The following is a 20,606-nucleotide window of genomic DNA, read 5'->3' on the forward strand; positions in this document are numbered from 1 at the left end:
CGCGGCGACAGGAGAGGGGAACAATCCCATGAAGAAGCTCGATTTGCTCGCGGCAACGGCACTTGGCCTGCTCGCGACGACCCCCGCCTTTGCGCAGGACGCCGGCACGCCGCCGACGGTCGATGAGACCATGACGCAGGACTATCAGGGCGCGAACGACATCGTCGTGACCGCGACGCGGCGCAACGAGACGGTGCAGGACGTGCCGATCGCGATCACTGCGATCGGGCCCGAGCTGCTCCAGAATGCCGGCGTCGAGAATGTCCGCGACCTCGAGCAGCTGGCGCCGTCGCTGCAGAGCTCGACCGGCCAGTCCTCGGCCACCGGCACCACGATCTACATTCGCGGCATCACCACCGGCGGCGACAACCCGGGGTTCGAACCCGCGGTCGGCGTGTTCATCGACGGCGTGTTCCGCGCGCGTGCCGGCGTGGCGATCTCCGAGCTTCCCGAGCTGGAGCGCGTCGAGGTGCTGCGCGGGCCGCAGGGCACGCTGTTCGGCCGCAACACCTCGGCCGGCGCGCTCAGCATCTTCACGGCGCAGCCGCAGTTCGAGACGCATGGCTATGTCGAGGGAACGTACGGCAACTACAACGCCTATGGCGTGCGGGGCGCGTTCACCGGGCCGGTGAGTGAATCGCTCGCGCTGCGCGTCGACGGCGGCTATCGCAAGCGCGACGGCTATATCAACGATGCCAACAGCGACCGCGCGATCAACGACGTCAATCGCTGGAACGTGCGCGGGCAGGCGCTGCTCGACAGCGGCGACATCACGCTGCGCCTGATCGGCGACTATTACGAGACCGACGAGCAGTGCTGCGGCGCGGTGTCGGTGGCACGCGGCAGCCTTGCCCCGGTGATCCAGGGCGTAGCGGCGTCGCGCGGGCGGGTCGGCCTCTACACCGGGCCGGGCAGCGATCGCACCCAGGCGATGTCGCCCAACCGCGACTATGCCGAGAAGGTGAAGGACTGGGGCTTTTCGGGCGAGCTCGGCTGGCAGCTCGGCGACGTCAAGCTGACCTCGATCACCGCCTATCGCAACTGGCAGGTGGTGCGGAACCAGGACATCGACTTTTCGGGCGTCGATCGTGCCTATCGCGACGGCTATCGCAACGAACTCACCGATTTCACGCAGGAACTCCGGCTGCAGGGCTCGGCGTTCGGCGGCAAGCTCGACTGGCTGATCGGCGGCTTCTACCTGAACGAGAGCAACAAGCTGCGCGACGTGGTGCAGCTCGGCAACGACGCCAATGCCTATGTCGACACGATCTTCTCGGGATCGGGCTTCCAGTTCTTCGGGTCGTATGGCGTGCCGACGCTGCCGCAGCTCGGCGCCGCGTTGCAGGGCGGGCCGGCGCTGCCCGCCAATGTGAAGCCGCTGCTCGGCCAGCTGCTGTTCCTGCAGAATCCGTTCATCGCGCCGGGCGTGCGGCTGCAGCAGGCAGCGGCCGCCAATCCGGCGCTGCTGGCGCTGCTGACCACGCCTCTGCCGGGCAACCTGCCGGGGCAGGGCAACAATCCCGACGATTTCCGCGTCAAGACCAATGCCTTCGCGCTGTTCACGCACAACATCATCAACGTGACCGACAAGCTGTCGCTCACGCTGGGTGCGCGCTGGAACCACGAGAGCAAGGACATGACCGCGAGCATCAACAACAATACCGGCGCGTGCTCGACCTTCTACAACACCAGCGCCGCGGCGCAGACCTATCTCGGGGTGGTTCGCGCCGCGCTGGGGGCGACCAACTATAACAATCTGTTCCTGCTCAGCTGCAATCCGGCGGTGAACACCGAGTTCAACGGCAATTATCAGGACGATTTCACCGACAACGAGATCACCGGCACCGCCAAGCTGGCGTTCAAGGTGTCGGACAAGCTGCTGACCTATGCCAGCTACGATCACGGCTATAAGTCGGGCGGCTATAATCTCGACCAGGCGACCTTCGATTCGCGGCTGCTGGGCGGCAATGGCGCGCAGGGCTCTGACCTGCAGTTCGGCGCCGAGACCGTCGATGCCTATGAAATCGGCTTCAAGGCGAGCCCGAGCCGGGCATTCTCGCTGAACGTCGCCGCGTTCTACATGAACTTCTACAACCTCCAGTCGCTGGTGTTCGCGGGCAACAACTTCGTCGTCCAGAACGTGCCCAAGAGCATCAGCAAGGGCGTGGAGATGGAATCGACGATCCGCCCCGCGCGCGACCTGACCTTCCAGCTCGGCTATAGCTGGATCAGCGCCCGCTATGACGGGGGCAACGACTTCACCGGAACGCCGCTGCAGGGCCAGGAAGGCCGGCAGTTCAACAACCAGCCCGAGCATACGGTGACGGTTGCCGGCACCTGGACGCCGCGACTGACTGACGGGATCAACGGCCTGATCCATCTCGACATGCGCTACAACAGCGAAGTCAACATCCCGTCGAGCAATCCGAACCCGCTGACCGGGCGGACCTCGATCTACAACCAGGGCTATCCGCTGCTCAACGCTGCGGTGGGCGTGACTTCGGCGGACGGCAAGTGGCGCGGCGAGTTCTTCGTCGAGAACCTGACCAACCAATTCTACTACATCACCGGCTTCGCCGTGCCCGAGCAGACCGGCAACTATGCCGGCTATCCGGGCATGCCGCGCTTCTTCGGCGGGCGCGTGCGCGTCGGCTTCTGAGGCTCGATCGACGGGAAACGGGGCGGCCGGGGCGAGAGCTCCGGCCGTTTTCGTTGCTGTGGCTGCTTGGTCCGAGACTTTTCCTAGCGCTCGAAAAGATGGTCGAGCGCGCTGGCGGGCAGGCACCAGAAGATCGCGACGAGCGCCGCGCAGGCGAGGCCGAGCGCGGGGGTGACGAAGGTGAGGGCGATGCCCGAGACGTAGAGCGCGCTCGCGGCCAGGCCCTTGCGCAGTGCGAGGCGGTGATAGGCCTGCGACGCTTCCGATTGGCTGCCGGTGCGACGGATCGTCCGCTGCAGCCACATATAGGCGACCGAGGGCAGCAGCATGATGCCCATATAGACCAGGGTCGCGTCATGGCTGAACACCTGCTCGCCGAGATAATCGGTGCCGAACGGGACCAGTGACAGCGTGAACATCAGCGCGATGTTCGACCAGAGCAGGCCGTTGGTTACCCGCGGGGCGTGGTGGAACAGCCGGTGGTGGTTGACCCAGTAGATCGAGACATAGGCGAAGCTGAGCGCATAGGCCGTGAAGATCGGCCAGAGCGGGACGAGCCGGCTCCAGCCGGGCTCCTCAGGCGCATGCATCTCGAGCACCATGATCGTGACGACGATCGCAATTACGGCGTCGGAATAGGCTTCGACGCGCGTGACGCCGGCGCGGCCTTCGGAATCTTCGGCCATGTGAGGGCTCCCGCAATTCGGTGGGAATCTAGCCGAAACCGTAAACGCTCCCAGTTGAACCTAAGTAGGGTTCACTTCTCGCTCTTTCCGCTTGCGGGGAGGAGGGCGGAGCGGGGGCTGTCTAGGGTTTGCCGCGCTTGCCCCTCTCCCCGGCCCTCTCCCCTAAAGGGGAGAGGGAGAGAGTTGCGTCAGTCCTTGGTGAAGCCGGCGGCGATCTTGAGCTTCACGTCGTCCGAGACCATCGGGATGCCCATGGTGACGCCGAAATCGCTGCGGCGGATCGTCGTCGTCGCCTCGAAGCCGATATTGTCCTTGCCGCCCATCTGCTGCGGAGTCTTGCCGGCGCCGTAGAAGGCGACGTCGAGCGTGACCGGGCGCTTGATGCCGTTGAGCGTGAGGTCGCCCGTGACCTTCGCCTTGTCGCCGGCGACGACCACCTTGGTCGAGACGAAGCGCGCGTCGGCGGGGGCGGGGCCGAAGAAGTCGGGCTTGCCGCCGGCTTCCTTGGGCGCGCGCAGCAGGTGCGCAGTCAGGCCGGCGCTGGCCGTGGTGACTTTCGAGACCGGAATGGTGATGTCGACCTTGGCGGCGGCGGGATTCTTGGGATCGATCACCAGCGTGCCGGTGATGTCGCCGAACAGCCCGAAATAGGGCGTGAAGCCGAGGTGATCGACTTCCCACGCGATCAGCGTGTGGCCGGGATCGGCGCTGTAGCTGCCGGCGACGACGCGCGCGGGATCCTTGGCGCCGGGGGTCTGCATCGCCTGCTGGGCGACGAGCGGGGTGGCGATGGCGAGCGTGGCGGCGAGGGCGATGAAGCGGACGCGCATGGGAATCTCCTGGTTGGGAGACCCGCGTGTCGGGCGTTTTGGGAGGGCGGTCAAACGGCAAGATGGAAACCGACGGTTTCCGCAAATGAAAAGGGGCCGCGGACCGGTGTCCGCAGCCCCTTCATCATTTTCGAACCGGTGTCAGTTCTTTTCCTTGTCCACCAGCTTGTTGGCGCCGATCCACGGCATCATCGCGCGGAGTTCGGCACCGACCTCTTCGATCTGGTGGCGCTTGGCGGCGATGCGGCTGGCCTTGAGTTCGGGCTGGCCGGCGCGGTTGTCGAGCACGAAGTCCTTGACGAAGCGGCCCGACTGGATGTCGGCGAGGACGCGCTTCATTTCCTTCTTGGTCTCTTCGGTGATGATGCGCGGGCCGGTCTTGATGTCACCATATTCGGCGGTGTTCGAGATCGAGTAGCGCATGTTGGCGATGCCGCCCTCGTACATCAGGTCGACGATTAGCTTGAGCTCGTGCAGGCACTCGAAATAGGCCATTTCCGGGGCGTAGCCGGCTTCGACCAGCGTTTCGAACCCGGCCTGGACCAGCGCCGTGGCGCCGCCGCACAGCACGGCCTGCTCGCCGAACAGGTCGGTCTCGCATTCCTCGCGGAAATTGGTTTCGATGATGCCCGAACGGCCGCCGCCGACGCCCGAAGCATAAGCGAGCGCAACGTCATGCGCGTTGCCGCTGGCGTCCTGGTGGATCGCGATCAGGCAAGGCACGCCGCCGCCGCGAACATATTCGGAGCGCACGGTGTGGCCGGGACCTTTGGGGGCGATCATGATCACGTCGATGTCCTTGGGCGGCTCGATCAGGCCGAAATGGACGTTGAGGCCGTGGGCGAAGGCCAGCGCCGCGCCGGGCTTGAGATTGCCCTTGAGGTCGGCGTCATAGATCGCGGCCTGATGCTCGTCGGGGGCGAGGATCATCAGGATGTCGGCCCAGCCGGCCGCATCCTTGTTGCTCATCACCTTGAAGCCGGCATCTTCGGCTTTCTTCGCCGATGCCGAGCCGGGGCGTAGCGCGATCGCGACATTCTGGACGCCGCTGTCGCGCAGGTTCTGGGCGTGGGCGTGACCCTGAGAACCATAGCCGATGATGGCGATGTTCTTGCCCGAGATCAGGTTCAGATCGGCGTCGCGATCGTAGTAGACACGCATTTTCGTTCAGTCCCTTTCTGGAATGTGCCCCTGCGCAAGCAGGGGTCCAGGGTTACTCGACCCTGGGCTCCTGCTTTCGCAGGAGCACGCGATGAAAAATTCAGGCGGCTTCCTTGCCGCGCGAAATGGCGACGACGCCGGTGCGGGCGACTTCGATCAGGCCGAGCTCGCGCATCAGCTCGACGAACTTGTCGAGCTTCTCCGAGCCGCCGGTGACTTCGAACACGAAGCTCGAAATCGTCGCATCGACGACGCGGGCACGATACACCTCGGCGAGGCGCAGCGCCTCGATCCGGTGGTCGCCGGTGCCTGCGACCTTCACCAGGGCGAGCTCGCGCTCGACATGCGGGCCGGCGGCGGTGAGGTCGGTCACCTTGTGCACCGGCACGAGCCGCTCGAGCTGCGCGATGATCTGCTCCATCACCGCGGCCGAGGACGATGTCACGATGGTGATGCGACTAATTCGATTGTCCTCGGTGATCTCCGAGACGGTGAGGCTTTCGATATTGTAGCCGCGCGCAGTGAACAGCCCGGCGATCCGGGCGAGGATGCCCGGCTCGTTATCGACGATCACGGCAAGCGTGTGCCGCTCTTTTTGCTCTTCCTTGATGTGCATGGGATCAGACCAGTGCCTTGGCTTCGTCGTCCATTTCGCCGGAAACTTCGGCGGCCTGGAGCAGCATTTCGGTATGGGCGGCGCCCGACGGGATCATCGGGAAGCAATTGGCGAGCTTCGCGACGCGGCAATCGACGATCACCGGGCCGTCATGGTCGAGCATCGCCTGGATGCCGTCCTCCAGATCGCCGCGCGCGTCGATGCGGATGCCCTTCCAGCCATAGGCTTCGCCGAGCTTCACGAAATCGGGCAGCGTATCCGAATAGCTTTCCGAATAGCGCGACTGATAGGTCAGCTCCTGCCACTGGCGGACCATCCCCATATATTCATTGTTGAGAATGAATATCTTCACCGGCAGGCGATATTGCGTAGCGGTCGCAAGCTCCTGGATGTTCATCTGGATGCTCGCTTCGCCCGCGATGTCGATAACCAGGGCGTCGGGATTGCCGAGTTGCGCGCCGATCGCGGCGGGCAGGCCATAGCCCATCGTGCCCAGACCGCCGCTGGTGAGCCACTTGTTGGGCTCCTCGAAATCGAAATGCTGGGCAGCCCACATCTGGTGCTGGCCGACTTCGGTGGTGATGATCGGACTGCGGGCATGCGTCGCCTCCCACAGCGCACGGATTGCGCGCTGCGGCATGATGACGTCCTGCCTGTCCTCGAAATCGAGGCAGCGGGTCTGGCGCCAGCCGTTGATCCGGCCCCACCATTCGGTGAGATCGGGCCGGGGATGCTGACGCGCGTTCCAGCAATCGATCATTTCGCGCAGCGCGATGCCGACATCGCCGATGATCGGCAGGTCGACGCGGACATTCTTGTTCACGCTCGACCGGTCGATATCGATATGGACCTTCCGCGCATGCGGCGCGAACGCATCGAGCCGGCCGGTGACGCGATCGTCGAAACGCGCGCCGAAGGCGATGATCAGATCGGCCTTGTTCATCGCCCAATTGGCTTCGTAGGTGCCGTGCATGCCGAGCATGCCGAGCCACTGGTCCGACGAAGCGGGCAGGGCGCCGAGCCCCATCAGCGTCGAAGTGACCGGCGCGCCCGTCATCGCCGCAAGCTCGCGCAGGAGCCTGGACGCCTCGGGACCCGAATTGATGATCCCGCCGCCGGTATAGAAGATCGGGCGCTCGGCCGCGGCGAGCATGTCGACCGCTTCCTGGATCTTCGCCGCGTCGGGCTGGGTCTGCGGGCGATAGGTCTTGTGCTGGATCGGGCCGGGCGCTTCGTAGCGTGCCGTCGCGACCTGGACGTCCTTGGGGATGTCCACGACCACCGGACCGGGGCGGCCCGACGTGGCGATGTGGAACGCCTCATGGATGATGCTGCCAAGCGTCTCGGGCGCCTTCACCAGGTAATTATGCTTGGTGCAGTGCCGCGTGATGCCGACGGTATCGGCTTCCTGGAACGCGTCGGTGCCGATCAGGGCGGTGGGAACCTGGCCGGTGATGACGACCATCGGGATCGAATCCATCAGCGCGTCGGTGATCCCGGTGACGGCGTTGGTCGCGCCGGGCCCCGAGGTGACGAGCACGACACCGGGCTTGCCGGTCGAGCGGGCATAGCCTTCGGCGGCATGCGTCGCCGCCTGCTCATGCCGGACGAGAATGTGTTTAATTCGATCCTGCTTGAAGATCGCATCGTAAATCGGAAGCACCGCGCCGCCAGGATAGCCGAAGATGACCTCCACACCGAGGTCGCTCAACGCCTCGATCAGGATGTCTGCTCCGCTCTTCTCGGTCACGTGGGCCTCCTTTTGCTGCAATGCGCCATCGCACCGCCGGAGGGCGCTGCTAGTGGCAAGAAAATGGCTCGTCAAGCGTTATAGATGTAATTTAGTTTCAATTCTAGTCATTCGAACGTTTTTTTCTGTCTCGCTCACGCGCTCCCAGTCCTCCGGCGTCTGCCGGCGGAACCAGGTGTACTGCCGTTTGGCATATTGCCGCGTGGCGAGCGCGCCTGCGGTAGCAGCCTGCACGACATCGGTCTCGCCCGCAAACAATCCGCGCAGTTCGGGCACACCGATCGCGCGGAGCACCGGCGCGTCGGCTGGAATATCGGTGCGGGCGAGCAGCGCGGTCGCCTCGGCGCGGCCCTGATCGAGCATGTCGGCGAAGCGGCGATCGATGCGCTCGCCCAGCCAGTCGCGGTCGGGAAGCAGGAGGATGGGGGCGAGGTGGATCTCATCCGCGATCCCGCCCAGCCGGCGCGTCTGCCAATGGGCGAGGGGCTTGCCGGTCGAGCGCACCACCTCGAGTGCGCGCGAGACGCGGCTGGTGTCGCCGGGGCCGAGCCGGGCGGCGGCTTCCGGGTCCGCATCGGCGAGCAGGGCATGCGCCTGCGCGACCGGCAGTGCGCGGACTTGCTGGCGGATGTCGGGATCGATCTCGGGCACCGGCGCGATGCCTTCCAGCAGCGTGCGCAGGTACAGGCCGGTCCCGCCGACGAGGATGGGCAGGCGGCTGTCCTGCTGCGCCTCGGTGATCGCGGCGCGCGCTTCGGCCGCCCAGCGCGCGGCCGAATAGGAGTCGGCGCCGTCGATATGGCCGAACAGGCGGTGGGGGACGCGCGATTCTTCGTCCACGGTGGGACGCGCGGTGAGGATGCGCAGATCGGCATAGACCTGCATCGAATCGGCATTGATCACGGTGCCGCGATGCTTTTCGGCCAACGCCAGCGCGAGCGCGGACTTGCCGCTCGCGGTCGGCCCTGCGATGAGCGCGACCTTCGGGAGGTGACCCTTGTTCATTGCTACATTCATAGCTGCCGGCCGGCTAAAAGAAGAAGACATTCAGCATGCGTGCGAGCTGCTGCGGTTCAACGGCCAAGTGCCGACGGCGAAGTGGCTGGAGGAGGGGACCGCATGCGATATCTTCTATGACGGCGATCCGGATTTCGACGGTGCGGTGTCCCGTAACGACGGCGTAGCCGCAGGTCATATGTGGCTGGACGACATGTTCCAGGGCTATGATATAGTCATTCAACCTGCCGAGGGACGCGAGAAGAAGCTGCTCGTCGCCGACATGGATTCGACGATGATCACCGTCGAATGCATCGACGAACTCGCCGACTATGCCGGGATCAAGGCGCAGATCGCCGAAGTCACCGAGCGGGCGATGCGCGGCGAGCTCGATTTCGGCGCGGCGCTCGATGCGCGAGTCGCGCTGCTCAAGGATCTCGAGGAAAGTGCGATCGATCGCTGCCTGGCCGAGCGCGTGAAGCTGATGCCGGGCGCGAAGACGCTGGTGCGGACGATGAAGGCGCGCGGCGCGACGACGATCCTCGTGTCGGGCGGATTCACGCGATTTGCCGAGCCGGTGGGTGCGGAGATCGGCTTCGATCGGGTGATCGCAAACGTGCTCGAGATTGGCCAGGCGCGGCTCACCGGCACCGTAACCAAGCCGATCGTCGACAGCGCGACCAAGGAGACGACGCTGCTGGGCGCGCTTGCCGAACTGGGCCTGCCTGCCGAGGCGTCCATGGCCGTGGGCGACGGTGCGAACGACCTCGCGATGATCCGCCAGGCCGGGCTGGGCGTGGCGTACCACGCCAAGCCGATCGTCGCGGCCGCGGCCGGCGCGCGGATCGACCATGGCGACCTGACCGCCCTGCTCTATGCGCAGGGCATCGCCCGATCGGAATGGATCGACGGCTGAGGTGCTACTGGGCCGGCTTGACGCGCGTATAGGGCACGAACTTGCCCAGGATCACGAAGCCACGCGGGAAGCCGCTCGTGCGATCGACGAGATTGATCGTGTCGATGCTGCACAGCTGCGAGCCGGTCATCTTCACCACCAGGATATCGTCGTCGTTGAGCGACTCGGCGCCCGAGCGCGGCGTGTTGACATAGAGCCTGGAGCCGACGCGGTAGACGATCGCCTTGCCTTCGATCACCTGGCTGGAATTGCCGGGCGGAAGGCTGATGCAACTCACCGGTTCGCCCGCGACGCGGCCGGCGAGCAGCTTCTGCAGCTTGACCTCGGGGGTGTCGCGCGGCGCGGCGAGGGCGGGTGCCGCGATCACGCTTGCGGCGACGAGAAGCGTTTTGATGAGACTAGCCATGCGCGTGCCCTAGCACAGTCTGCCTGAACCTGCGCTGACGTGCATCGATCAGCTTTCGAACGAGATCTTGACCGAGTCGCTGCTGCGTTCGTGCGGGCCGTGGAAGACGGCTTCGATATTGTTGCCGTCGGGATCGAGCAGGAAGGCGGCGTAATAGCCCGGATGATAGGGCCGCTCGCCCGGCGCGCCATTGTCGCTGCCGCCCGCGGCAATGCCGGCGCGGTGGAAGGCCTCGACTGCGCCGCGGCCCCTGGCCTGGAAGGCGAGGTGGTGGCGACCGGTCAGCTTGCCCTGCGCGGCCTGGCTGTCGGCGGTGGAGACGAACAGCTCGTCGGCCCAGAAATAATCCTCGGCAATCCCGCCCATCGGGACGCCGAGCACGTCGAACACGGCCTCATAGAAACGCTGGCTTGCCGGAAGGTCGCGAACGACGAGCTGGATATGATCGATCAGCCGTCCGCGATGCAGTTCCTGCGCTTCCATGGTGCCGCTCCCGTCTTCCTATCGGTTGCCGCCAAAGGTGAAGGTCAGCGCGACGCCGCCCGAAAGCTGGTTGCGCGAACCGATCGCGCGGACGATCGGCGAATCCGCCGCATCCGAGACGAGGCGGTCATATTTGGCGTAGCCATATACGCCCCAGCTCTTGTCGAACTGGAACAGCGTCGTCGCGGCAGCGCCCACGGCATGCAGGCCACCGCTGGGCGCATAGGGCGTCAAGCCGGTGCGCGCGCTCGCCGCTGCGTTCACGCCGAAATAGGCTTCCTGGTATTTGCGGTCCGACAGCGAGATGCGCGGGCCGAGCGAGAACAGCCATTTGTCGCCGTCGCGCGCGACGTAATCGACGCTGACATTGCCGACCAGCGCCTTGTGCCCGGAAACGCCCTTGCGCAGTTCGCCCCGCGCGCGGATCGAGGAACCGAGCCATGCCTGGACGAAGCCGCCGGCCTCGATCGAGACGCCGACTTCGTCGACCGGCAAATCGGTCTCGTTGCGGCGGCGGCTGCCTTCGAACGCGAAGGCCGGACCGAACGAGAAACCGCCGGTCTCGACCACCGTGAGGTCGGCGTTCTGGTCGGCCGATTCGAATTCGAACGGGGTGTCGCCGCGGCTCAGCGAGATGTCCCACAAGGGTGCGATCAGCAGGTCCTCGGAACCGGGATATTTGGGCAGCAGCTGGGGTCCCAGCGCGACACGGAAGCGGCGGGGCTCCTTGGCGGGGCTTTCCTCCTGTGCGGAGGCGCCGGTGGCGAGGAGGAGGGCGGGGAGGGTGGCGGCAGCCAGGAGCGCTTTGATCATGTGGCGCGAAACGCGCCTTTTCGACTTTTGTTGCGCATGCGAAGTGATTTATTGCTGAAGGTGCCCAAAAGCCTCTATTTCAGCGGGTGACGGGCACGCACGGCTTGACGCTGCCGCATGCAGAAGCCGCGGTGGCGCGCGAGGCATAGGGGCCGACCAGCAGCTTGGTCAGCGCGCCTGCCTTGACGTAATAAGGCTGGCGGCCCGGGAAGCGTCCGCCGACCTGGCTCCACAGCTTGCGGGCATTGTTCGCGTCGCCGAACGCGCCGAGCTGGACGCGCCAGCCGCCGTCGCGTGCGGGTGCCGCCGGGGCGGGCTGGGGCGCGGACTGAACCGGCCGAGGAGCAGGGCGGTTGACGGCGGGCGGCGCAGGGCGCGTTTCGACCGGGACGGGGCGATTGACCTCCGCAACTTCGACCGGCGGGAGCGGCCTGCCGCCGCGACTGAATTCCTCTTCGTATTTACGCGAGAGCGCGAGGCCCTTCTGACGGTCGTCGAGCGGCATGAACTGGTCCATCTGCGCGCGCGCCTTGATCGCCGGGTCGAGCCCGGTCACGGACGAACGGACCATCAGCGCATAGGCGCGGACCCAGTCCTTCTGTACGCCGTCGGCGTTGAACAGCATGATGCCGAGGATATATTGCGCACGGGCATCGTCGCGGCTGACCGCGCGCTGGAGCCACTGCACCGCTTCGGACCGCTTGCCGTTCTCGAACAGGGTGACGCCGTAATAGCCCTCGGCCTGTTCGTGGCCCTGGAGCACTGCCTTGCGATACCAGGCTTCGGCTTGCTTGGAATCGGCAGGGACGCCGCGGCCGAGCTTATAGGCCTGGCCCATGTTGAACTGCGCGTCGGCATTGCCGCGATTGGCCTCGGGACGCCATTTCTCGACTGCGGTGCGATAATCGCCACGATCATAGGCGTCGACTCCGGCCTTGACCGGGTCTTCCTGCGCCGCGACCGGCGCGCGCTGCGCAGACGCGGGCGCCACGAGCAGCGCACTCGCCAGACCGGCCATCCACAAAGACTTCATTCCGAACACGCTCCGTCGCCTCGCGAGATACATCCGAATGCCACGTACCACCGGTCTGGCAAACATATCCTTACTTCCCCGGAAACCAAAATGCGTCCTCCGGCGAACGCGTTAACCCCTTCTTATCTACCCTTATGCCATCTGGAAGCCTGCACTTATCGAGTTTCCGAGGGGGTTCATGCGCGTTCTAGCGATGGCATCGCAGAAGGGTGGTTCTGGAAAGACCACGCTGTCCGGTCACCTAGCGGTGCAGGCACAGCTGGCTGGTCACGGACCCGTCGTTCTCATCGATATCGACCCTCAGGGTTCGCTCTCCGACTGGTGGAACGAGCGCGACACCGAGTATCCGGCGTTCGCGCAGACCACGGTCGCGCGGCTCCAGGCGGATCTCGAGGTCCTGCGCCAGCAGGGCTTCCGCATGGCGGTGATCGACACGCCCCCCGCCATCACCATGGCGATCCAGAGCGTGATCCAGGTCGCCGAGCTGATCGTCATCCCGACGCGTCCTTCGCCGCACGATCTGCGTGCCGTCGGCGCCACGGTCGATCTGTGCGAGCGCGCCGGCAAGCCGCTGATCTTCGTGGTCAACGCCGCGACGCCCAAGGCGCGGATCACGTCGGAAGCCGCAGTCGCGTTGTCGCAGCACGGCACCGTCGCGCCGATCACGCTGCATCACCGTACCGATTTCGCCTCGTCGATGATCGATGGCCGCACGGTCATGGAAACCGATCCGCGCGGCAAGTCCGCCGGTGAGGTCGCCGGGCTCTGGGCCTATATCCACGACCGGCTCGAAAAGAATTTCCGCCGTACCGTATTCGCGGCACCGACGCAGCCGAGCCAGTTCGGCCAGGCACCGCGCGCAGGTGGCTTCGGCCGCCGCGTGGTCGGCTGAGGGAGGTCGCGATGTTCGGCAACCCAAAACCCACTGCTTCGCTCTCCTCCAGCCTGCTTGCCCGCAAGGGCCAGGCGCGTCCGGCAATGCGTCCGCAGGGCTTCCTGCAGATGAACACCGGCGGGCAGGAAGATCTCGGCTGGAACGACATGGGCGAGGACTTCCGTCCCGCGCCCTATGCCGCACCGGCCGAGCACAGCTTCGAAGCGCCCAAGCCCGAAGTCCTGCGCCAGATCGAGGCGCTGGACGAGCAGCTTGCCGCGCCCGCGCCGCAGCCCGAATTCGAGCCCGAAGCCGAGCTTCCCGTTGAATTCGAGCCCGAGCCGGAAGTGCTGGTTCCCGCGCGCAAGATGAAGCGCGAGCCTGTGCTCAAGCACGCGCCGGCGGTGCCCGAAGCCACGCTCGCCAAGGTCGTGCGCGAAGTCGTCGCCAAGAAGGCCAAGGCCGCGTTCACGCTGCGCCTCGACCAGGAGCGCCATCTCAAGCTTCGCCTCGCATCGGCGATCACTTGCCGCTCGGCGCAGCAACTCGTCACCCAGGCGCTCGACCAGTTCCTGGAAACACTCGAGGGCATCGACGCACTCGCCAGCCAGATCGACCCCGCACAGGACCGTCGGTGAAGGACAAGACCATGAATAGCCGCAAGATGATCAAGTTCGGCCTATCGGCGCTCGTTCTGGGCGGTGTGGCGGTGACCGGCGTCGCGACGCAGGGCTTTTCCAGCGCTGCCTTTGCGACTTCGGGCGTCAACGCCAAGAAGGCCGCGTCGGAAGCCAAGGCCGCGACCAAGGCGATCGCCAAGCGCAAGGCCGGCGAAGCCGTGCAGCATGCCGAGGCGGCAGTGGCGAACGATCCCACCAACGCCGGCTATCGCGCGCTGCTGGGCCAGGCCTATCTGCTGTCGGGCCGCTTCACTTCGGCGGCGCAGGCACTGAACGACTCGCTGACGCTGGATCCGCAGGACGGCCGCGTGGCGCTGAACCTCGCGCTCGCCAAGGTCGCCAATGGCGACTGGGCCGGCGCACGCTCGACGCTGCAGGCCAATGCCGCGACGATCCCCGCCAGCGATCGCGGGCTCGCCTTCGCGCTGGCCGGCGATCCGGTGACGGCGATCGATATTCTCGGCCCCGCCGCGCGCGAAGCGACGGCAACCGCCAAGACCCGCCAGAACCTCGCGCTGAGCTTTGCGCTCGCCGGGCGCTGGAAGGAAGCCGGCCAGGTCGCGTCGATGGACGTGTCGCCCGACCAGCTCCAGGCGCGGCTCACCCAGTGGGCGCAGTTCGCGCGCCCGGCCAATGCCTATGACCAGGTCGCTTCGCTGCTCAACGTGCAAGCCGTGCAGGACGGCGGACAGCCGATCGCGCTGGCGCTGAACCAGCAGCCGGGCGTCGCCGTTGCGGCGGTCGCTCCCGCGCCGCTCGCCGATCCGGTCGATGCCTATATGCCCGGCGTGCCCCAGGGGGCCGCGCAGGTCGCCGCCGAGGCCGGCGTCGAAGTTGCTTCGGCACCCGTGTCCGCGCCCGAAGCGCAGCCCGAGCCGCAGCAGGTTGCCGGCACCGGGCCGCAGATCGTGTTCGGCCCGCGCGCGGAAATGGTCCAGCAGTTCCGTGCTGCCCCGCAGGCAGTCCGCGCACCCGCTGCCAAGCCAGCGGTTCGCGTTGCCAAGGTAACCGCCGCTGTTGCGCCGGTTCCGGCCGCTGCCGCGAAGGCAAAGCCCGGCAATTACTATGTCCAGCTCGGCGCGTATGACAATGCCGACGTCGCACGCGATGGCTGGGCACGCTATACCCGCCAGGTTTCCGCGCTTCGCGGCGAGACTCCGCAGGGCATGCAATTCTCCAGCCGCGGCAGCAATTTCTATCGCCTGTCGGTCGGCGGCTACACCCGCGACGACGCGACGTCGCTGTGCCGCCAGGTTCGCGCCAGCGGCAGCGCATGCTTCGTGCGCGTCCAGGCCGGCGATGCCGTCGCCGCATGGGTCAAGAGCGGCGGGCGCACCCAAGTCGCCGCGCGCTGAACTACGACAGATTTCGTCACGGGAAAGGCCGGGGCAATTGCTCCGGCCTTTTTCGTTGTGCGTCACGGGCGCACGCGTAATCTGCGGTTCATCTTTGCGCCTTTAGCTTCGATTCTTCGCGATCTTGGGGAGTAGTTGACATGCTTCGTCTGTCCCTTGCCGCCGCTTGCGCCGCCGCCCTTGCGCTCCCTGCGGCCGCATATGCCCAGACGGCGCTGTCGCCGGCGGATCAGCAACGAACCGTGTGTGCGCCCAAGCGCGATAAGGCCGGGAACAAGATCGGCGGCGAGATCTGCATGACCGGCGCGCAATGGCAGAAGACGCTCGCCAAGGTGCGGATGCCCGCCAAATATCAGTATGCGGCGAAGTCCAAGCGAGGCGCGGGGCAGCCCTATCTGGCCGCCTCCGGCTATTATCGGACAAGCACCTTTGGTTCGAGCGCGGCCAAATCGAATTTCCCCGGCCGCGCAACCCGGTAATGCCCGGGCGCCGGTCCTACTCGACCGGTGTTCCCCCCTTGTAGAGCGCGAGCACCTTGCCTTGCACCGGCAGGCGATCGAACGGCGTATTGCCGGCGCGTGCCGCCATGCGTTCGGCTTCGATCTGCCATGGCGCGCCGGGATCGAGCACGATCAGGTCGGCGGGTGCGCCCGGGGCCAGCGTGCCGGTCTGCAGCCCGAGGATCTTGGCCGGATTGGCGGCGAGCAGCGCGAACAGCCGCTCGATCGGGATCACTCCGTCGCGGACCAGCCCGAGCGACAGTGCCAGCAGCGTCTCGGCGCCCGACATGCCGGGTTCCGAATCGCTGAAGGGCAGGCGCTTCGCCTCGGGACCGCGCGGATCATGGCCCGATGCGATCACGTCGATCGTACCGTCCTTGACTGCCGCCAGCGACGCCTGACGGTCGCCTTCGCCGCGCAGCGGCGGGGAGAGATGGGCAAAGGTGCGGAAATCGCTCATCGCGATGTCGGACAGCAGCAGGTGCGCCGGCGTGATGCCGCAGGTGACGTGCACGCCGCGGCGCCTGGCGGCGCGGATCAGGTCGAACGCCGCGGCGGTGGTGACCTGGCGAAAATGGATGCGCGCGCCGGTTTCCTCGGCGAGCATCAGGTCGCGCCCGACCGCCAGCGCTTCGGCGATGGCGGGGGCGGCGGGAAGGCCGTGGCGCGTCGCGGTTTCGCCTTCGGTCGCGACAGCGCCGTCGGTCAGTCCGCCATCCTCGGCATGGGTGACCACTGCTACGCCGCAATCGCGGGCATAGGCGAGCACCTTGCGCATCGTCGACGACGACGCGATCCAGCGCCGGCCGGTGGCGACGGCGCGCGCGCCGGCGGAGGTGTTGATCGCCATCTCGCCCAGGTCCTGGCCGTCGAGGCCTCGCGTCGCGGCGGCGAGCGGATGGACCCACAGCGCCGGCTTGCCCGACAATGCGGCGCGGCGGACGATGCCGGGATCGTCGAGCACCGGCGACTGATCGGGCATCAGCCCGACGCGCGCGATCCCGCCGGCGCGGCAGGCAGGCTTGTCGACGGCGAACACGCCGAGATCGATGAGCGCCGGGGCAAGCGTCTTGCCGGCGAGATCGACGACCTGCGCGTCGCCGGGCACTTCGAAACTGCCCACCGCGGCGATCGTGTCGCCTTCGACCAGCAGTCCGCCGGTGCTGCAGCCGGCGACCGGGCAGACCAGCTGCGCGTTCAGGAACGCCCTCTTCATGCCCAGCCCTCCACGCCGCGCTCGGCGCGCGTAAGCACGTCGAGACAGGCCATGCGGACCGCCACGCCCATTTCCACCTGCTCGGTGATCGCGCTGCGCGTCGGGTGATCGGCGACGCTCGATTCGATCTCGACGCCGCGGTTCATCGGCCCCGGATGCATCACCAGCGCGTCGGGCTTGGCGCGCGCCAGCCGCTCCGGCGTGAGCCCGTAGCGCATGTGGAATTCGCGGGTGGAAGGGATGTAGCCGCCCGCCATCCGCTCGTTCTGGACGCGCAGCATCATCACGACGTCGGCACCTTCAAGCGCGGCGTCGAAATCGGTATAGGGCTGGACGTACATCCGCTCGATCGCCGCGGGCATCAAGGTCGAGGGCGCGACGACGCGGACCTCGGCGGCGAGCGCGGTCAGCGCCAGCATGTTCGAGCGCGCGACGCGGCTGTGGAGGATGTCGCCGCAGATCACCACGCGCTGCCCGGCAACGCTGCCCCGGCGGCGGCGGATGGTCAGTGCGTCGAGCAGCGCTTGCGTGGGATGCTCGTGCCAGCCGTCGCCGGCGTTGAGCACCGGGCAATCGACCTTCTGCGCGATCAGGTCGACTGCGCCCGAACTCATGTGGCGGATGACGATCACGTCGGCGCGCATCGCATTGAGCGTCACCGCGGTATCGATCAGTGTCTCGCCCTTCTTCACGCTCGATTGGGCGGCGTGCATGTTGACGACATCGGCGCCGAGCCGCTTGCCGGCAATCTCGAACGACAGCAAAGTCCGAGTCGAATTCTCGAAGAACGCGTTGATCTGAGTGAGGCCTTCGAGCCTTTTGTCGCTCTTCGCGCGGGTACGGTTCGCCTCGACCCATTGCTCGGCCTCGTCGAGCAGGAAGACGATCTCGTGCGGCTGGAGGCCGGCGATGCCGGTCAGGTGCCGGTGCGGGAAGGCGGCGCGGCCGGGAAGCTGCGCCGCGGGGCTGTGATCGGAAGCTTGCATTAAAGGGGCGGGTTAGACGCGGCCGGCGCAACAGGCAAGCCGCGCCGCCGCCTCAACCGGGCAGGAAGATCGTTCGCGCGCTGTTGACGACGAGGTCGATCAGCCCGGCGCGGAAACGCTCGAGCTTTGTCTTGAGGATGCCAAGGTCGCCCAGCGCGACGAGCTTCGCCAGATGCTCCAGGTCGCGGGCGAGTTCGGCGAATTCGTCGAGCGAGAGTTCGCCGCTCTCCAGCTCGCGGGTCATGCCCTTGAGTTCGCCCTTGGCGAAGTCGAGAAACTCGCTGGTATCGTCCAGCGCCTGCTGCGGCACGTCGCCCAGCGTTTCGCGCGCGAGATCGGCGGCGCCGGTGAGGACCGCTTCCAGAAACGCCTCGAACTTACTCATTGCCTGTCTCCGTCGCGGCGTCCGCGGCATCCGGATTCATTGCCGGGCAGGCGGTCTTTTCCTTCTTGTTGGCTTCCAGGCAGATCAGCCGGTCGAACGCCAGCCGGATGCGGCGGAGCTTGCGGGTCCGATAGGCTTCGCCGGTCGGGCCCTTGCTCCAGCGCACGAAGAAGCTGCCGAGCAGCGCGTCTTGTGAACGGTCGCGGATGATCGCCCACATCGCCGTCGCTTCCTGGTTATAGGCAGTGCCGGCGGAGAATTCATAGGCGCCGTCGAGCCTGGTCTGGAGCGCGCGCGCCTCGGCGGCGTGATCGGCCCAGGGCTCGCCGGAAATGGCGATCAGCGCCAGCGTCTCTGCCTTGAGCTGGGTAGCGTTGGTATAGGCCTGGAGGCTGTAGCCCGCGATGATCGGCGTGCAGGCGGCAAGAACAAGCGTGGCTGCCAGCAGCGCCAGCCAGCGTCTGATCGACGTCAGGCGCAATATCCGCTCCGTCATCTCGCACTACCCCCCCGAACAAGGGAGCAACGATAGCAGCCGGACGGGGCGGCGTCGCGCCCATATCTACGCAAAGGTCAGGCGTTGACCAGCGCGTCGATCGCCGCCTGGAGGATATGCGCGGCGGCCATGTTGTCGATCATCTCGGCCCGGCGGGCGCGGCTGAAATCCTGTTCGATCAGCGTGCGCTCGACGGCGACGGTCGACCAGCGCTCGTCCCACAACAGGGTCGGCAAGCCCATGTCGTCGAGGTTGCGGGCGAAGGCGCGAGTCGATTGGGTGCGCGGGCTATCGGTGCCGTCGAGGTTGAGCGGCAGCCCGACCACCAGCCCCTTCACCTGCTGCTTCGCGATCAGCTCGGCGAGGGTGGCCTTGTCCTTGGTGAACTTGCTGCGGCGAACCAATGTGGCGGGGGAGGCGAAGCTCCAGCCGGCATCGCACAGCGCCGTGCCGATCGTCTTGGTGCCCACGTCGAGCCCGAGCAGGCGCCCGCCGGCAGGGAGCGCGGCGCGGAAATCGGGAGTGGCGGTGGTGATCACTGCTTGTACGCCGCCAGCCGGCGCTCGGCGTCCCGGCGGACGTTCGCCCAGAACAGGCTGTAGTCGAAGACGTGATAGTTGTTGCCGGGCAGGACATACTGGCCGAAATCGGGCGGATCGTTGCCGATCGTCAGGAAGCCGCGGCCTTCGCAATGTGCGGGGACGCGGCCGGTGACCATCTGCGCCGACTGGAAATTCACGTCGGGGATCAGCGTGCCGAGATTGGCCAGCGCAGGCGCCGAATCGTCGGGCTTGCCGGAGATCGGGTTGGTGCAGACCATCGGCGTGCCGGCCCGCGGCTGGCCGGTGAAGCCGGTGGTGGCGTCGAACGTATCGACGATCAGCGCCGGATCGGCGGGTTCGGAAAAGCTTTGCCACGAAAGGATGCAGCCGGCCTGGTCGGGCGCGGTGCAGACGGGCAGGCCCATCTTCGGCAGATCGGCGGTGACCGAGACCGGCCAGCCGACGACATAGGCAGCGACGATGCGCTTCGCGATGGGCTTGCCCGCGACGCGATCGACGAGCAGGCGCGACAGATGCAGCGCGCCCTGGCTGTGTCCGGCGAGGAAGATCGGGCGGTCGCCGGCTTGCGCGACGAACGCGTCGAAGGCGGCAAGGACATCGCGATAGGCGAAGTCGAGCGCCTGCTGCGCGCTGGCCTTGCTGGTCAGGAACGCGCCGAAGGTCGCCTGGCGGTAGCGCGGCGCCCAGATCTCGCCGACCGAATTGAACGCGCTGGCCTGGCCGCGCAGGAATAGCGCCGCGCGGGTGTTGGCATCTTCATTGTCGAGCGGGGCGTTCCAGCTGTGCGTATCGAGGAACGACGTCGGGTGGATGAAGAACACCGCGGCCCGGGGTTTCTCGGCCGCCTTGAAGCCCGCGGGTGTCCATAGCGCGGGGTTGCCCGGCTTGTCGGGCCGCGCGATCCACATGTCGGCGCGGGCATAGGCGGCGCGATCGGGCGGCGGCAGCGCCACCACCTCGCCGCCAGGGACCATGAACTGGCGCATCAGCTGCACGCCATAGAAGCGATAGGCAAAGGCAGCGGCGAGCGCGAGCACGATCAGGACGGCGATCAGGTAGAGGAACTTCCGGGCCAAGCGCACTCTCCGTTGTGCGATACAGCATAAGCCGGCGGCGATGCTATCGCCTTCCCGTGGCGCACGCTTGTAGCGGATGCAACTGCGTTGACGCCGGAGGTTGGTGCGGAGATGCTGCCGTCCGAC

Annotated in this window: 22 protein-coding genes; 6 read left to right on the forward strand and 16 right to left on the reverse strand. The window is 66.5% G+C overall.

Going from position 1 to position 20,606, the window contains the following annotated elements; translation table 11 throughout:
- The first annotated feature begins 28 nt into the window (after positions 1-28).
- Positions 29-2,659, forward strand: a complete 2,631-nt coding sequence (locus BXU08_RS01235) for a TonB-dependent receptor (protein WP_077507926.1) — start codon at positions 29-31, stop codon at positions 2,657-2,659.
- 83 nt (positions 2,660-2,742) lie between these two features.
- On the opposite strand, the gene BXU08_RS01240 is transcribed toward BXU08_RS01235, so the two are convergent.
- The 6 genes from BXU08_RS01240 to miaA form a co-directional block, all read right to left on the reverse strand.
- Entirely contained in the window at positions 2,743-3,345 is a 603-nt protein-coding gene (locus tag BXU08_RS01240; RefSeq protein ID WP_077507929.1) for a TMEM175 family protein, read from the reverse strand.
- Positions 3,346-3,533: 188 nt separating this feature from the next.
- Positions 3,534-4,175: a YceI family protein gene (locus BXU08_RS01245; protein ID WP_077507932.1), complete on the reverse strand. Its 642-nt coding sequence runs from the start codon at positions 4,173-4,175 to the stop codon at positions 3,534-3,536.
- A 141-nt stretch (positions 4,176-4,316) separates the two neighbouring features.
- The gene (ilvC, locus tag BXU08_RS01250; RefSeq protein WP_077507935.1) at positions 4,317-5,336 is read right to left on the reverse strand and encodes a ketol-acid reductoisomerase; all 1,020 of its coding nucleotides are present in this window, start codon (positions 5,334-5,336) and stop codon (positions 4,317-4,319) included.
- 100 nt (positions 5,337-5,436) lie between these two features.
- The gene (gene ilvN, locus BXU08_RS01255) at positions 5,437-5,952 is read right to left on the reverse strand and encodes an acetolactate synthase small subunit (protein ID WP_077507937.1); all 516 of its coding nucleotides are present in this window, start codon (positions 5,950-5,952) and stop codon (positions 5,437-5,439) included.
- 4 nt (positions 5,953-5,956) lie between these two features.
- On the reverse strand, positions 5,957-7,723 hold the full coding sequence (locus BXU08_RS01260; protein WP_290439635.1) for an acetolactate synthase 3 large subunit: 1,767 nt from the start codon (positions 7,721-7,723) through the stop codon (positions 5,957-5,959).
- 57 nt (positions 7,724-7,780) lie between these two features.
- Entirely contained in the window at positions 7,781-8,707 is a 927-nt protein-coding gene (gene miaA, locus BXU08_RS01265) for a tRNA (adenosine(37)-N6)-dimethylallyltransferase MiaA (RefSeq protein ID WP_150125371.1), read from the reverse strand.
- On the opposite strand from miaA, the gene serB reads away from it, so the two are divergent.
- Positions 8,700-9,614, forward strand: a complete 915-nt coding sequence (gene serB, locus BXU08_RS01270; protein ID WP_077507946.1) for a phosphoserine phosphatase SerB — start codon at positions 8,700-8,702, stop codon at positions 9,612-9,614. The genes miaA and serB overlap by 8 nt on opposite strands.
- Positions 9,615-9,618: 4 nt before the next feature.
- On the opposite strand, the gene BXU08_RS01275 is transcribed toward serB, so the two are convergent.
- The 4 genes from BXU08_RS01275 to BXU08_RS01290 form a co-directional block, all read right to left on the reverse strand.
- Positions 9,619-10,020, reverse strand: coding sequence for a hypothetical protein (locus BXU08_RS01275; RefSeq protein ID WP_077507949.1), 402 nt, complete (start codon positions 10,018-10,020; stop codon positions 9,619-9,621).
- A 48-nt stretch (positions 10,021-10,068) separates the two neighbouring features.
- Complete coding sequence (locus tag BXU08_RS01280) at positions 10,069-10,503, reverse strand: VOC family protein (RefSeq protein WP_077507952.1); 435 nt, start codon at positions 10,501-10,503, stop codon at positions 10,069-10,071.
- 18 nt (positions 10,504-10,521) lie between these two features.
- Positions 10,522-11,316 (reverse strand): MipA/OmpV family protein, encoded by a 795-nt coding sequence (locus BXU08_RS01285; RefSeq protein ID WP_077507955.1) that lies wholly within the window; start codon positions 11,314-11,316, stop codon positions 10,522-10,524.
- Positions 11,317-11,395: 79 nt separating this feature from the next.
- Positions 11,396-12,349, reverse strand: a complete 954-nt coding sequence (locus BXU08_RS01290; protein WP_253190465.1) for an SPOR domain-containing protein — start codon at positions 12,347-12,349, stop codon at positions 11,396-11,398.
- Between the two features lie 178 nt (positions 12,350-12,527).
- Between BXU08_RS01290 and BXU08_RS01295 the strand changes: the two genes are divergently transcribed.
- The 4 genes from BXU08_RS01295 to BXU08_RS01310 all read left to right on the forward strand — a co-directional run bounded on the left by BXU08_RS01295 (position 12,528) and on the right by BXU08_RS01310 (position 15,737).
- Positions 12,528-13,241, forward strand: coding sequence for a ParA family protein (locus tag BXU08_RS01295; protein ID WP_077507961.1), 714 nt, complete (start codon positions 12,528-12,530; stop codon positions 13,239-13,241).
- A gap of 11 nt (positions 13,242-13,252) precedes the next feature.
- Entirely contained in the window at positions 13,253-13,861 is a 609-nt protein-coding gene (locus BXU08_RS01300) for a hypothetical protein (protein ID WP_077507964.1), read from the forward strand.
- Positions 13,862-13,872: 11 nt separating this feature from the next.
- Positions 13,873-15,258 carry an SPOR domain-containing protein gene (locus tag BXU08_RS01305; RefSeq protein ID WP_077511870.1) on the forward strand — a complete coding sequence of 462 codons (1,386 nt, stop codon included), beginning with the start codon at positions 13,873-13,875 and terminating at the stop codon, positions 15,256-15,258.
- Positions 15,259-15,398: 140 nt separating this feature from the next.
- Positions 15,399-15,737: a hypothetical protein gene (locus BXU08_RS01310; protein WP_077507967.1), complete on the forward strand. Its 339-nt coding sequence runs from the start codon at positions 15,399-15,401 to the stop codon at positions 15,735-15,737.
- A gap of 16 nt (positions 15,738-15,753) precedes the next feature.
- On the opposite strand, the gene BXU08_RS01315 is transcribed toward BXU08_RS01310, so the two are convergent.
- The 6 genes from BXU08_RS01315 to BXU08_RS01340 all read right to left on the reverse strand — a co-directional run bounded on the left by BXU08_RS01315 (position 15,754) and on the right by BXU08_RS01340 (position 20,480).
- Entirely contained in the window at positions 15,754-16,974 is a 1,221-nt protein-coding gene (locus BXU08_RS01315) for a dihydroorotase family protein (RefSeq protein WP_077507970.1), read from the reverse strand.
- Entirely contained in the window at positions 16,971-17,960 is a 990-nt protein-coding gene (locus BXU08_RS01320) for an aspartate carbamoyltransferase catalytic subunit (RefSeq protein ID WP_077507972.1), read from the reverse strand. Before BXU08_RS01320 ends, BXU08_RS01315 begins: the two co-directional genes overlap by 4 nt.
- Before the next feature lie 52 nt (positions 17,961-18,012).
- The gene (locus BXU08_RS01325; RefSeq protein ID WP_077507975.1) at positions 18,013-18,345 is read right to left on the reverse strand and encodes a hypothetical protein; all 333 of its coding nucleotides are present in this window, start codon (positions 18,343-18,345) and stop codon (positions 18,013-18,015) included.
- Positions 18,338-18,841, reverse strand: coding sequence for a hypothetical protein (locus tag BXU08_RS01330; protein WP_077507978.1), 504 nt, complete (start codon positions 18,839-18,841; stop codon positions 18,338-18,340). The genes BXU08_RS01325 and BXU08_RS01330 overlap by 8 nt, the downstream gene beginning before the upstream one ends.
- A gap of 77 nt (positions 18,842-18,918) precedes the next feature.
- Positions 18,919-19,380 (reverse strand): Holliday junction resolvase RuvX, encoded by a 462-nt coding sequence (ruvX, locus tag BXU08_RS01335; RefSeq protein ID WP_077507981.1) that lies wholly within the window; start codon positions 19,378-19,380, stop codon positions 18,919-18,921.
- Complete coding sequence (locus BXU08_RS01340) at positions 19,377-20,480, reverse strand: DUF3089 domain-containing protein (RefSeq protein WP_077511872.1); 1,104 nt, start codon at positions 20,478-20,480, stop codon at positions 19,377-19,379. The genes ruvX and BXU08_RS01340 overlap by 4 nt, the downstream gene beginning before the upstream one ends.
- Between the last annotated feature and the right edge of the window lie 126 nt (positions 20,481-20,606).

The organism is Sphingomonas sp. LM7, from assembly GCF_002002925.1.
Lineage (GTDB): Bacteria > Pseudomonadota > Alphaproteobacteria > Sphingomonadales > Sphingomonadaceae > Sphingomonas.